Source organism: Kitasatospora sp. NPDC002227 (assembly GCF_040296285.1).
Taxonomy (GTDB): Bacteria; Actinomycetota; Actinomycetes; order Streptomycetales; family Streptomycetaceae; genus Kitasatospora.
Genome location: NZ_JBEOWY010000002.1, coordinates 312,915 through 325,985 on the forward strand (window position 1 = coordinate 312,915; position 13,071 = coordinate 325,985).

Consider the following 13,071-nt stretch of genomic DNA (forward strand, 5'->3'; position numbering starts at 1 on the left):
CGCCTGTATCACACCGGAATTACGGGGCGTCATGGATTGCCTACAAACCGTGGGGATATGTCCGGTTCGATACGTATTCAGAGCTCCGGCCGGCGCCTCCGGCGACGCGCCCGGCGAAGCCCCGGGCGCACCTCCTGACTCATCGTCAACTCCCGTACCGGTGCAGCAGGGCGCGGGCTACGATGGGCCAAGCCGGAGGCTCACAACGCGGAGAGCAAGTGAACGGTTCCAGTCCTGACATCGTCGTGGTGGGCAACGGCGTCATCGGCACCTCGCTCGCGTTCGAGCTGGTGCGGCGCGGGATGCGCGTCGTCCTGGTCGGCGAGCGCTCACGCCCCTTCGCGGCCTCGGCCGCCGCCGGCGCGATGCTGGGCTGCTTCGGCGAGGTCACCACCTCCCTGCTCAGCACGCCGAGCGGCCGGGCCAAACTCGCCACCGACTACCGCGCCAGGTCCGAATGGAGCCGCTGGGACGCCGACCTGAGCGCGGCCTCGGGCGCCGAGGACAGCGTGATCACCGCACGTGGGACGGTGGTCCTGCTCAACTCGATCGGGACGGCCAAGGTCGACTCCGCGAACTTCCGCGCCATCGAGTCGGCGCTGCGCGAGTACCGCGAGCCGTTCGAGCACGTGGACCCGGAGGAGCTCGACTGGCTCTCGCCGGACGAGCTCGCGCGCCCCCTCCGTGCCCTGTACGTCCCCGGGGAGCACGGGGTCGACGCCGACCGCCTGCTGGCCAGACTGGACCGCGCCTTCACCGCGCTCGGCGGCACCACGGTGGACGCGGCGGCCGTCCGGGCCGAGGTCAGGAACGGCCGGGTGACCGGGGTCCGGCTCGCCGACGGCGGGTCGCTGCACTGCGACCGGGTCGTCATCGCCGCCGGGGCGCAGTCGCTGAGCCTGCTCGGCGAGGCCGAGGAGGTGCGCCGAAGGATCCCGCCCATGGTGAGCGGCTACGGCGTCTCCGCCCTCTTCGGCATCAAGGACGGCACCACCAGCTCCTCCGTGCTGCGCAGCCCGAACCGGGCCTTCGCCTGCGGGATCCACTGCCTGCCGCGCGGCAACGGCGTGCTCTACGTGGGCGCCACCAATGTGCTCGTGGAGCAGCCCCGGAGCCACGGCACCGTGCGGGACGTGCAGTTCCTGCTCGAGTGCGCCGTGGACCAGCTCTACTCCAAGCTGCCCGAGGCCTCCCTGCTCGCGATCCAGGTCGGCAACCGGCCGGTGCCCGCGGACGGGTTTCCGCTGATCGGCCCGGCCGGGGTCGACGGTCTCTGGCTGGTGACCGGCACCTACCGGGACGGTCTGCACCAGTCACCGCTGCTCGCCAAGCACGTGGCCGCCATGGTCGAGGGCGGCGGGCCGCTGGTCGAGGAACTCGCACCGTTCACCCCGGTCCGCCCGCCGCTGTCCGCCGGCACCCGGGCCGAGATCGTCGACGGCTGCGTCGACCAGATGATGGCCTCCGGCTACGAGACCCGCTGGCGGGTGACGCCGGAGTGGCCGGTGCGGATCGAGGAGCAGCTGCGCCGCCACTACACCGAGGCCGTGGAGTCGCTGCACCCGGTCTTCTCGCCGCCCCCGGAGTTCGTCCCCAAGCTGACGGAGAGCCTGCGCGCCACCCTCACCGGGTACTACGCCGCCTGGAGCTGAGCCGCCGGGCGCCCGCTCAGCCTTCGTCCGTCCGATGGAGGCGGACCAGCGTGTGCAGGTCGATCTTCCCGTACTTGCGCCGGAAGGCGGCCAGCAGCTGCCCGTGGTTCTCCGTGTCGTCCGGGTCCAGCACCACCACGTCGTAGGCGGCCGAGCCGTCGTGCACCTGCAGGGCCCGCTCCCGGTGGAGCGCCTGGGCCGCGATGATGCCGGGCGACGCCACGAACACCGCGCCGTCGACCGTCACGTAGTGCCCCGCGAGCGGCGTGCCCGGCCTGCCGTCGCCCAGCAGGGTCAGCCTGGTGGTCATGAACTCGTCCAGGCTGATGGTGGCCGCGTCGCTCCACAGCTCGCTGTAGCGCGCCTCCACGAAGGCTCCGATGGGCGAGTTCATGGGGATCTCCAGGTGCGAGCCCTCCTCCGCCAGGCGGTCCGTCGGCAGGAAGGAGATCAGGCTGCGGTCGTCCCAGCGGTGCATGATGACCGACGCGCTCGCGTCGTAGATCCGCACCGAGAGGTGGGCGGCCTCCTCGGCGGGCAGCTCGGAGACGAACCGGTGGAGCGTCTGGATGTTCTCGTGGATGCCGCCCATCACGTCGTCGCCCCGCACCGCCAGCTCCCGCTGCCGCTGCTGCATGGTCAGCGAGTCCGGGTTCGCCACCAGTACCTCGACCTGGACCTGCGACCGCAGCAGCCTGCGGACGTTCAGCAGGAAGCGCTCGGCGTACCCCTCCTGGAGCAGCGGGGTGAACGTCGTGAGGATCTGCACCTGCCGGCGCGCCTGCTCGGTCTGCTCCAGGAACCGGCGGTAGTTGAGGCTGGGGTGGAAGCGGAAGATGCCCTCCTGGTTGCTGCGCACCAGCGGGCCGATGACGGCGATCGCCGTCAGCGTGACCATGCCCTCGACGCCGATGTTGAGCGCGAAGTTGCCGAACCCCTGGTCCACCGTGCCGTAGGCGGTGAGGCCGAGCGTGACGCAGCCCACGAGAACGAGCCCCGCGGCGGACGCCCGGGCCCCCCGCTGCCTGCGCAGCCAAGCCGGCCGCCTGCGCGGCCGCCCGCCCCCTGAGCGCATACCTCCCCCTTCGCCCTCCCCGTCCGATTGAAGACCACTTCGTTGCCATACGCAATCGCCTGCGGCACAACAGATATGACGGTATGTCAGACGACTCCCGGACCGGGCCCGAGGCCTGGCGGGCCCAGGACCGCCACGGCGGGATACCGTCGGGGTATGTCTGATCGGCCTGAGCTCTTCACCTGGGGATTCGCCGCCAATCCCTACCCGGCGTACGCGTGGCTGCGCGAGCACGCACCCGTGCACAAGGCGCAGCTGCCGAGCGGCGTCGAGGCCTGGCTCGTGACGCGCTACGCCGACGCCCGCCAGGCGCTCGCGGACAGCCGGCTCAGCAAGAACCCGGCGCACCACGACGAGCCGGACCACGCCAAGGGGAAGACCGGGATCCCGGGCGAGCGCAGCGCCAACCTGATGACCCACCTGCTCAACATCGACCCGCCGGACCACACCCGGCTGCGCCGGCTGGTGTCGAAGGCGTTCACGCCACGCCGGGTCGCGGAGTTCGAGCCCCGGGTGCAGGACCTCGCGGACCGCCTGCTCGACGGGTTCGCCGCCCGTGGTTCGGCCGAGCTGATCCACGAGTTCGCCTTCCCGCTGCCGATCTACGCGATCTGCGACCTGCTCGGGGTGCCGGCCGAGGACCAGGACGACTTCCGCGACTGGGCGGGCATGATGATCCGGCACGGCGGCGGCCCGCGCGGCGGTGTGGCGAGGGCCGTCAAGCAGATCCGCGCCTACCTGGCCGACCTGATCCACCGGAAGCGGGCGGAGCTCGGCGACGACCTGATCTCGGGGCTCATCCGGGCGAGCGACCACGGGGAGCACCTGACCGAGAACGAGGCGGCGGCCATGTGTTTCGTGCTGCTCTTCGCGGGGTTCGAGACCACCATCAACCTGATCGGCAACGGCACCCTCGCCCTGTTCCGCAACCCCGGCCAGCGGGCGCTGCTCCAGTCCGCGTTCGCCGAGGGCGACGGCCAGCTGGTGGACACCGCGATCGAGGAGATGCTGCGCTACGACGGACCGGTGGAGCTGGCGACCTGGCGGTTCGCCACCGAGCCGCTCGACATCGGCGGGCAGCGCATCGCGGTGGGCGACCCGGTGCTCGTCGTGCTGGCCGCCGCCGACCGCGACCCGGCCCGCTTCAGCGACGAGAACACCCTGGACCTGGCCCGCGCGGACAACCCGCACCTCGGCTTCGGCCACGGCATCCACTACTGCATCGGCGCACCGCTGGCCCGCCTGGAGGGGCGCATCGCCTTCCGGACGCTGCTGACCCGGCTGCCGGACGTGGAGCTCGCGGTGGACCCGGAGGAGCTGCGCTGGCGCGGCGGGCTGATCATGCGCGGCCTGCGGGAGCTGCCGGTCACCTTCACGCCGGAGGAAGGTATCCCGCCCCGGCAGGCGTGAGCCTGGTCACCTGGCGGGTATTCCCTGTTGCGGGGGGTCGTCGCGTGCCTACGATCCTCCGACAGTTCCTTGGCGGCGGTGCGGTGCCACCAGGGGCGGATTGCTCAAGGAGGAGCAGGTCATGCGGGTAGCCGGGGCAGTGGTGGTGATCGCGGTACTCCGCGGTGGGTCCGGGGCCGATCTGGCGCGCCGGTTCGCGGCCGCCGGGGCGAAGGGCATGCTCATCGCCGACCAGCTGCCGGGGGTGGCGGAGGACCTCGCCGCCGAGCTCGACCGGCCGGGCTGCCCGGTGGTCGGCGTCAGCAGCGACGTCCACCAGCCCAGCGACGTCGCCGCGCTGGTGGCCACCGCCGCCAAGCACCTCGGCCCGATCGACCTGTTCTGCGTGACCGGCCCCGGCGGGGAGCGGATCGTCTCCCTCGACGAGCTGCCCCGCCACCTCGACCCGCTGGCCGAGCTGCTCGCCCTGGTCGGCGAGGCGATCGGCGAGGTCGTGCCGCCGCAGCGTCAGTCCTCCGGCAACCCCTCGGCCGCGCGCACCGCCCTGCGGTAGCCCCGAGCGGCGGCCCGCAGCGCGGCGTCCACGTCCACACCCTCGTCGAACGCCCGCTGCGCCACGGCCAGCAGCAGCGTGCCCGCCGAATCCGCGGTCAGCTCGGCGGGCAGCTCGTACGGCGCGTCCGGCACGCCGGTGAAGCCCGCCCGGCGGACCCGGGAGACCAGCTTGGCCGCGTACGCCAGCGCGGGCAGCCCGCCGGGCACCCCGTCGAGCACCGACTCGCGCTGCTTCTCCGCCTGCTTCAGCTCCTCCCAGTTCGCCTCGACCTGGGCGGTCTCCGTCGCGTCCACGTCCCCGAAGACGTGCGGGTGGCGGTACATCAGCTTCTCGACGATGTCGCCCGCGACGTCGTCGATGGTGAAGGCGTCCTCGGGGTGCTCCTCGGCGATCCGGGAGTGGAAGAAGACCTGCAGCAGCACGTCGCCGAGCTCCTCGCGGAGCGTTTCGCGGTCGCCCTCCTCGATCGCCTCGACCAGCTCGAAGGCCTCTTCGACCAGGTACTTCACCAGGCTGTCGTGGGTCTGCTCGGCATCCCAGGGGCAGCCCCCGGGCGAGCGCAGCCGGTCCATCACCGAGACCAGGTCGAGCAGCCGGGCGCCCGGCAGGTCGTACGAGCCGGGCAGCACCTCGATCTCGGGCACCTGCCCGGCCTGCTCGACGGCGATCCGGGCCAGCGCGTCGGTCAGCCCCGGGTCGCCGTCCGGGCTGCCGAGCCAGACCACGCCGCCGCCGGCCTCGGCCCCGCCCTCCGTCAGCAGCCGGGCGAGCGCGGGGGCGCTGCCGCGCTCCACCAGCTCCACCGCGACCCCGGCCTGGCGGACGGGCCCCAGCTGCGGGTGCGCCGGATCGGCGGCGAGCACCCGGGCGGCGCCCCGCAGCGCCTCCCAGGCCGGCCAGGAGAGCAGGCCGGGGGCGACGCGGTGGGTGGTGGTCAGCAGGATCAGCTTCGGAGTCTCCACGCTCCGAACCTAGCGGATCCCGCTCCGGCCTCAGGCCGAGGCGGCCGGCTGCGGCAGCCAGGCGTCGGCGCTGTCGACCAGCGAGATCTGCTTCGAGTCCCACGAGCCGTAGCGGGGGTTGACCTGGATGCTCAGCTCCTCGCCCGCGGTGGCCAGCGCGCTGCGGATGGCCGCGACACCGTCGGCCGTGCGGGAGTCCTTGCCCGCGGCGGTGGCCAGCTTCTGGATGCCCAGCTGCTGGTGGTAGAAGGCGTCGATCTCGCCCGCCGGGACGTACTGCTTGAGCACCAGCGCGCGCACCAGGCCGTCCTCGCCGCCGAGCAGCTTGCCGTCCGCCTCCCGCGCCTGGGCGATCTCCCCGGCGGTGACCTCCAGTTGGTGGTCCGCCAGAGCACGGTCGACCACCTTGTCCAGCACCAGCTCGTGCACCATCCGCCGGCTCAGCCCGGCGGGCTCCGCCCCGCCGCCCTGCTGGGCCGCCGCGGCCGTGCGCACCGCGCCCACCCGGGCCTCGACGGTGGCGATGCTGATCCGCTCACCGCCGACCACGGCCGCCGACCCCTGGTGGGCCGGGCCCGTGCCGCAGGCCGACAGGGCCGCGGTGGCCAGCAGCACCCCGGCTGCGGCGGCGAGACGGCGGCGGACGGAGCTGGTGCGGATCACGTGGGGCCTCCCGGAGTGTGGGCGGTGGTGTCCGATGGCAGGAGAGTTGTTCCTGATCCCACCAGACAATAGGGACCGAGTGGCCGCCTTGCCCAGACCTTGACCCGAACGGCTCAAAGCTGAACTCCTGTACGGGAGTCGGGCGCTCCGCTACCGCGTGGTGAGGTAGTAGTCCGGCCCCACGGCCAGGGTGGCCGCCGTCGCCGCGGCCTGCGTCCAGTCGTCGCGCTTGGTGGAGTTGTCGAAGTACAGCGCCGTCGCCTCCAGCACGTACCGCTTCCGCACGGCGAGGTGCTGGTGGTAGCCCTGCCGGCCCCAGCCGCCGTCGGAGCAGACGTTCTTGCCGGTGCCGGTGGTCGGGCACCAGAAGCCGAACTCCCCGTTGTCGTCCGGCTCGCCCGGCGCCCACATGCCGTCGTAGAACCGCTGGGCCTTGGTCGCGTTGTCGAGCGGGAAGATCTGGACCGAGACCATGACCGCCTCCGAGCCGTCGGCGCCGGGCCCGAGGTAGTCGGCCGTCAGGGCCGAGGTGCAGCCGTCGGTGCTCAGCAGGCCCTTCACGTCATCGCTCATGCGCGGGGCGGCACAGGGCTGCACGCCGCTCGCCACCCGGTGGAACTTCCCGTCCTTCTTGGTGGTGAAGGTCGCCGGCAGCATGGCGGCGGTGCTCAACGGCGCCGGGTCGGTGGAGCTGTCGTTCAGCAGCGTGGCGTCGAAGGAGGCCGAGGCGCTCGGGCGGACCGCGGGCGTACTGGGGCTCGAACTCTCCACCGGGGCCGGGCTGGTGGCCGGCGCCGAGCTGGGCGGCGGGCTCGCCGCCCGCTGCCCGTCGGTGCCGTCCTTGTTGCCCGCGAAGTGGACGGCCAGCACTGTCGCCACGGCGGCCAGCGCCAGGGCGAGCGCCACGCCGCCGGCCACCTTGCCCGCCCGGGGGCCGGCGGCGGGCGCCGGCTCGAACTGCGGGACGTCGAGCACCGTCGGCGGGTGCTCGGGCGGCGCCGGGGCGGGGGCCGGCCCGAGCAGGGCCAGGGCGGTGGCGACGCTCGGGCGCTGTTCGGGGCGGCGGGCCATCAGGGCGGTGATCAGCGGCCCAAGCGAGCCGGCCCGTACCGGCGGCGGGGCCTCGCCGAGCATCACCGCCGCGAGCGTGCCGGTCGGCGTCTCACGGCGGAACGGGGACGTCCCCTCGACCGCCTCGTAGAGCAGCACCCCGAGCGAGTAGAAGTCACCGGCCGGGGTGTCCACGCCCTCGAACCGCTCGGGGGCCATGTACTCCAGCGAGCCGATCAGGCTGCCCGTGGTGGTCAGCCGGGTGTCGGCGGCCTGCACGGCGATGCCGAAGTCCGTGAGCAGCGGCCGCCCGTCGGCCGTCAGCAGCACGTTGGCGGGCTTCACGTCCCGGTGGGTGATCCCGGCCGCGTGCGCGGCGCCGAGCGCGGTGAGCAGCACCCGGGCGAGCTCGGCGGCCCGCTCGGGCGGCATCGGGCCGTACCGGTCCAACTGCCGCTGCAGCGAGGCGCCGTCGACCAGCCGCATCACGATCCAGGGCGCGTCGCCGTCCACCACCACGTCGTGGACGGCCACGATCCCGGGGTGGTCGCGCAGGGCGGCGGCGTTGCGGCCCTCACGCTGGGCCCGGGCCAGCCGGGCCGCCTGGTCCTCCGGCGAGGACGCCGGGGGCAACCAGACCTCCTTGACGGCGACTTCGACCCGCAGCATCTCGTCCACCGCCCGCCAGACCCGCCCGAACCCCCCGGCCCCGAGCTCGGCCACCAGCCGGTAGCGCCCACCGACCAGCCGCCCCGCCCGCCCCTGCTCCGCCACGCTGCTCCCCCACCTCTCCCCTGGGAACGACAGCGTACTGAGCGACTCAGCCGGTCGCGTAGGGGTTGCCGGGGATCGGGCGGCCGGGGGCGGTGGTGGTGCGGTGGGCGTTCAGCTGGTCGAGGGTCTGGCGCAGGCGGCGGACCTCCGGGTGGTGCGGGCCCAGGCGGCGTTCGCGGTCGAAGAGCAGTTGGACCAGGCTCTGCCAGGCGCCCTCCAGATCGCCGCCGGAGGCGGTCAGCAGACCGACTTTCTCGCGGAGTTCGAAGACCCGTTCGGGGTCGGTGTCGAGACCGGCCGCCAGCCTGGCGCCCCAGTGGCCGAGCAGCACCCCGTACTCGGCCAGCGCCTCGGCGCCCTGCCCCAGGTGCTCCAGGCAGAGCGCGGCGCCGCGCCGGTGGTCGAGCACCACGGGGTGCTGCGGGCCGAGTTCGGCCTCCGCCGCGGCGGCCAGCCGGCGGTACTCGGGCAGCGCCGCCCGGTACTGCCGCTCCTGCAGCAGGGTGTGCGCGTAGATCGTCCGGATGGTGCGCACCGGCGGCGCGGCGGGCCCGAGTTCGGCCTCCGCGCGGGGCAGCAGCCGGGCCGCGAGGTCGATCACCTCGGCATTGCGCCGGGCCGCCACCAGATCGGCCAGCTCGGCGCAGGCGGCGTTGACGTCCGGCGCCTGCGGCGGCGCGGGCACTGCCGCAGGCGGCGTGAACTCCACCCGGCGGGGCTGGGGTTGGTGCGGGTGCCGGTACGGGGCGGTCGGGTCCGGCAGTGCGCCGTACCGGGGCTGCGGGGCCGCCGCCGAGGGCGGGAGCAGCGGGAGCAGCCGCTCGTACACCTGCTGGACGTCCGCCGGGCGGTCGTCCGGCCGCTTGGCGAGCAGGTCGAGCACCAGCCGCTCCAGCGGCTCGGGCACCTCGGGGCACAGCTCCCGGACGGAGGGCGGCGGTTCGCCGATGTGCCGGTGCAGCAGGCCGATCGCGGTGGGCGCGCGGAACGGCGCCTCGCCGGTGAGCAGTTCGTGCAGCATGCAGCCGAGCGCGTAGAGGTCGCTGCGCGGGTCGGCCGTCGCGGAGAGCGCCTGCTCGGGGGCCATGTAGGCGGGGCTGCCGACCGGGGCGCCGGTCAGGGTGAGGCGGGTGGTGTCGGCGTCCAGCGCGGTGGCGATACCGAGGTCGAGCACGACGACGCGCCCGTCCGGGCGGACCATCACGTTGCTGGGCTTCAAGTCCCGGTGCACCACCGGGACGGCGTGCACCACGGCCAGGGCGGCGCAGATCTGCGCGGCCACCGCGGCGGCCCGGGCCACCGGGAGGCGGCTCTCCTCCGCCAGCAGGTCGGCCAGGCTCAGGCCGGGCACCCGCTGCATCACCAGGTACAGCTCGCCCTCGTCCTCCCCGGCGTCCAGCACGGTGACCAGGCCCGGGTGGTCCAGCGCGGCGGTGATCCGGCACTCGCGCAGGAAGCGGCGGCGCAGTTCCTCGCCCCGGCTGCCGGTCACCCCGCCGGCCGTGGCGGCCAGCAGGCGGTCGGTCCGCAGCAGCTTGACCGCCACCCGGCGGTCCAGCCGCTCGTCGTAGGCGGCCCAGACCTGGCCCATGCCGCCGTGGCCGATCTTCTCCGCGAGGCGGTAGCGCCCGCCGATCAGACGGCTCACTGCGGCCCGCCCTCCCGGACCTGACGGCGCAGCAGCTCGCCGAGCTGCTGCAGGTCGTCACCGGCCCGGGCGGGCCCGGGGGCAGCGGCAGCCGGGGTGGCGGGGGCCGGGGCGGCGGGGGTCTGGGCGGCGGCCTGGGGGCCGTAGCCGAGCGGCGGGCCGTAGGCGGCGGGAGCCTGGTAGGGCGGGTAGCCGTAGCCGGGGGCGAGCACCTGCTCGGCCTTGGGCTGCGGCCAGAAGCGGGGCAGGTCCAGCACCAGGTAGTGCACCGGGGCCAGCAGCCAGAGCGTGACCACGGCGAAGCCGGCCAGCACGCTGGCGTTGCCGTGGTCCTCGGTGGGCACCAGGCCGAGGGCCACGTACACCCCCAGCTGGAGCAGCCCGAACACCACCGCCCAGATCACGTCCGCCGGCCGGCGCCGCCGGACGGCGAGCACCACCGAGGGCACCACCCCGGCCATCCCGAGCGTCAGCACCGGCACCAGGCAGCACACCAACCGGCCGGGCCACCCCAACCGCGCACCACTCGCCAACGCCGCCTCCCCTACCGGCTCGATTCCCCGGGGAAACGGTACAGCCACGCCGGACGCGGCAGCAGGTGCGCAGGCCCGGGCGGGCGGCCGGACGGCGGGCGGAACCGACCCCCCGGGCGCCCGAGTCTCCTCCGGCGGACGGGAGTTCGGGTTCGACATCGAAGGGGGCCGGAATGCGCCACGGTCGGCCGACCGACCAGGAACTGCGCCAGATCTTCCACCGGGAGCTGGAGCGGGTGATCACCGGCGGCGGACCGCGCTCCTGCACCGGGCTGGACAACGACACCGCGCGGGCGCTCTGGGCGATCGCCTCGGCCGGGCCCGCCGACCGCGCAGCCCTGGCCCCGGCCGCCTACCGGGCCTTCGCCGGCCAGCTGGACGGCAGCAACGCGGCCCGCTGGCGCGCAGGCCTCGAGCGCTGGTTCGAGGAGCGCCAGCAGCGGCGGGACGAGCCGGGGTAAGCCGCACGCTCCGACCGGACCGCGCGCTCAGGCCGTGCGACCACCGCCGGCCAGCTGGACGGCAGCAACGCGGCCCGCTGGCGCGCAGGCCTCGAGCGCTGGTTCGAGCAGCGCCAGTAGCGGTGGGACGAGCCGGGGTGAGCCGCACGCTCCGACCGGATCGCGCGCTCAGGCCGTGCGACCACCGGACCTGGCGACCGCGTCGGTCAGCTCCTGGGCCAGCAGGGCTCCCAGGGCGGCGGCCTGCTGGAGGGTCTCGTCGAAGGCGGCGATCCGGGCGAAGCCGGCGCCCAGGTCCCGCTGGGCCTGGAGCGGGAGGCGGGGGAGCTCGGCCCGGCGCAGGTCCAGGCGGGTGGTGGTCGAGGCGTGGCTGGCCGCGCGGCGGGTGACGGCGGTGGAGCGGAGCTGGCCGGCCAGGTAGTCGGGGTCGACCGCCTCCGGGTCGGGGCGCAGCAGGTGGAGCTGGCGGCCGAGGGCGATGCCGTCGTAGGGGCCGCCGGCCCGGACGGTGCGGGCGGTGGCGCCGCCGAGCGCGTGCACCAGGACGTCGCCGGGGCGGGCCAGCACGGCGGGCCGGTCGGCGCCGGGGGCGAGGAAGGCGGTGGGGTGCGTGCCGGCGGCCAGCTCCTGGCCGTCCAGGACCCGGATGCCGCCGCTGCCGCCGGTCGGGGCCCCGGCGCCGGCCGAGTGGAGTTCGAGCGCGCCACTGCGGATCAGCTCGCCGACGGTGACGGTGGGCACCGGCTCGGGGTGGTCGGTCTCGGGCAGGTCGGGCAGGTCGGGCAGCGCGGTGGCCGGGTCGCCGAGGCCGTCGAGGAGCTCGGTGAGCCGGGCCCGCAGGTGGCCGAGGCCGGCGGTGCGGGCGGGCGGGGGGAGGTGGCGGGCGGGTGAGAGGTCGGTCTCGTCGTCCAGCAGGTCGATCGCCGGGACGGCCCGGGAGCGGCCCGGGCGGTCGGCGGGCAGCGGCGCGCCGCTGCGGGCGGCGGCGTCGAAGGCGCGCCAGTCGCCGGTGACGGTCTCGTGCAGCTCGGGCCAGTTGATCCGCTCCCGGCCGCCCTCGGCGCCCGAACCGGCGTCGAGCAGCAGGACTTGGCGGAAGTCGTCGCCCGGCTCGGGGCGCCGCAGCACCCAGAGGTGGAGCGGCACACCGTACGGCGGCGCGGCCCCGGCAGGCAGGGCGACCACCGCTCGCAGCGCGCCGGTGCGCAGCAGCTCGGCCCGGACCCGGCGGCCGGCCCGGCGGGATGCGACGGTCGGCGGCAGCAGCAGGGCGGCGGTGCCGCCGGGGCGGGTGCGGGCCAGACAGTGCAGCACCCAGGCGAGCTCGGACTCGCCGCGCGGCGGCAGCTGCCCGGCGGGCCAGCGCGGGTCGTACTGGAGCTCGTCGTGGCCCCAGTCCCGCTCGTTGTACGGGGGCTGGCAGAGCACGGCCCCGGCGGTGAGCCCGGGGTGGGCGTCGGCGCGGAGCGAGTCACCGGGGCGGACGGTGAGGGCGAGCGGTTCGGCGGCGTCGAGCGGGGTGTGCAGGGCGAGCCGCAGCAGCGCGAGGGCCGCCAGGACGGGGTCGAGCTCCTGGGCGTACCGGGGGGTGGCCGGCGCCACGGCGAGCAGCACGTCGGCCAGCCCGCAGGCGGGGTCGAGCACGCTCCCGGCGCCCTCGGCGAGCGCCGCCAGCAGGGCGGCGGCCTCGGGCGGGGTGGGGCTGAGCTGGCGCGTGTTGGCCTCGGCGTAGCGGGTGAGCAGCTGCTCGTACGCGGCGGGGGCGCCGTGCGCGAGGGCCAGCTCGGAGAGCCGGCGGGCGAGCTCGGTCTCGGTGCTGCCGAGCAGCCGGGGGAGGGCGAGCAGCTCGGTGGCCTCGGGGCCGAGCAGCCGGGTGGTGAAGCGGGCCAGGGTGCGCGGGAGGGCGGTGGCGACCCGGGTGTCGTCCTCCGCGGCGAGCACGGCCCAGCTGGTGAGTTCACGGTGGTGCAGCAGCAGGAAGGCGCCCGCGCCGACCAGCGGGGCGGCCGGGTGGCCGGCCGGGTCGCGGACGGTCTCCAGGAGCTGCCAGACGCGCTCGAGCAGCGGGAGCTCGGCGAGTTTGCCCTGGGCGCGCAGCCAGCCCTCGACCTGGTCCAGCCGGAAGGTCGGGCTGCTGTCGGTGCCGCCGACCGGGCGGGGGAAGTCGGCGTGGCGACGGCGCCAGTTGCTGACCGCGGCGCGGCCGACCCCGGCCAGGCGGGCGATCTCGACGGCGGTCACCTCGGGACGGTCCGGCATCCGGCGCCTCCTCTGCTGAGCGGGTGTG

Annotated in this window: 11 protein-coding genes; 4 read left to right on the plus strand and 7 right to left on the minus strand. The window is 75.1% G+C overall.

Features of this window, described 5'->3' with window-relative positions:
* The first annotated feature begins 218 nt into the window (after window positions 1–218).
* Window positions 219–1,652, plus strand: a complete 1,434-nt coding sequence (locus tag ABT095_RS03265) for an NAD(P)/FAD-dependent oxidoreductase (RefSeq protein ID WP_350527528.1) — start codon at window positions 219–221, stop codon at window positions 1,650–1,652.
* A gap of 16 nt (window positions 1,653–1,668) precedes the next feature.
* Here the strand turns inward: ABT095_RS03265 and ABT095_RS03270 are convergent, their stop codons facing one another.
* The gene (locus ABT095_RS03270; RefSeq protein ID WP_350527529.1) at window positions 1,669–2,637 is read right to left on the minus strand and encodes a hypothetical protein; all 969 of its coding nucleotides are present in this window, start codon (window positions 2,635–2,637) and stop codon (window positions 1,669–1,671) included.
* A 246-nt stretch (window positions 2,638–2,883) separates the two neighbouring features.
* Here ABT095_RS03270 and ABT095_RS03275 point away from each other — a divergent pair, with 246 nt between their 5' ends.
* Window positions 2,884–4,137 carry a cytochrome P450 family protein gene (locus ABT095_RS03275; protein WP_350527530.1) on the plus strand — a complete coding sequence of 418 codons (1,254 nt, stop codon included), beginning with the start codon at window positions 2,884–2,886 and terminating at the stop codon, window positions 4,135–4,137.
* Between the two features lie 121 nt (window positions 4,138–4,258).
* The gene (locus tag ABT095_RS03280; RefSeq protein ID WP_350527531.1) at window positions 4,259–4,690 is read left to right on the plus strand and encodes an SDR family NAD(P)-dependent oxidoreductase; all 432 of its coding nucleotides are present in this window, start codon (window positions 4,259–4,261) and stop codon (window positions 4,688–4,690) included.
* Here the strand turns inward: ABT095_RS03280 and ABT095_RS03285 are convergent.
* The 5 genes from ABT095_RS03285 to ABT095_RS03305 form a co-directional block, all read right to left on the minus strand.
* Window positions 4,645–5,655, minus strand: coding sequence for a nucleoside triphosphate pyrophosphohydrolase (locus ABT095_RS03285; RefSeq protein ID WP_350527532.1), 1,011 nt, complete (start codon window positions 5,653–5,655; stop codon window positions 4,645–4,647). The genes ABT095_RS03280 and ABT095_RS03285 overlap by 46 nt on opposite strands.
* A gap of 30 nt (window positions 5,656–5,685) precedes the next feature.
* A complete protein-coding gene (locus ABT095_RS03290) occupies window positions 5,686–6,318 on the minus strand; it encodes a SurA N-terminal domain-containing protein (protein ID WP_350527533.1) in 633 nt (210 codons plus the stop codon).
* A gap of 150 nt (window positions 6,319–6,468) precedes the next feature.
* Entirely contained in the window at window positions 6,469–8,142 is a 1,674-nt protein-coding gene (locus ABT095_RS03295) for a serine/threonine-protein kinase (protein WP_350527534.1), read from the minus strand.
* A 46-nt stretch (window positions 8,143–8,188) separates the two neighbouring features.
* Window positions 8,189–9,790, minus strand: a complete 1,602-nt coding sequence (locus ABT095_RS03300; RefSeq protein WP_350527535.1) for a serine/threonine-protein kinase — start codon at window positions 9,788–9,790, stop codon at window positions 8,189–8,191.
* The gene (locus tag ABT095_RS03305) at window positions 9,787–10,323 is read right to left on the minus strand and encodes a hypothetical protein (RefSeq protein WP_350527536.1); all 537 of its coding nucleotides are present in this window, start codon (window positions 10,321–10,323) and stop codon (window positions 9,787–9,789) included. Before ABT095_RS03305 ends, ABT095_RS03300 begins: the two co-directional genes overlap by 4 nt.
* Before the next feature lie 173 nt (window positions 10,324–10,496).
* Between ABT095_RS03305 and ABT095_RS03310 the strand changes: the two genes are divergently transcribed.
* Complete coding sequence (locus ABT095_RS03310; RefSeq protein WP_350527537.1) at window positions 10,497–10,784, plus strand: hypothetical protein; 288 nt, start codon at window positions 10,497–10,499, stop codon at window positions 10,782–10,784.
* A gap of 168 nt (window positions 10,785–10,952) precedes the next feature.
* On the opposite strand, the gene ABT095_RS03315 is transcribed toward ABT095_RS03310, so the two are convergent.
* Complete coding sequence (locus ABT095_RS03315; protein WP_350527538.1) at window positions 10,953–13,043, minus strand: N-6 DNA methylase; 2,091 nt, start codon at window positions 13,041–13,043, stop codon at window positions 10,953–10,955.
* Window positions 13,044–13,071 lie beyond the last annotated feature (28 nt).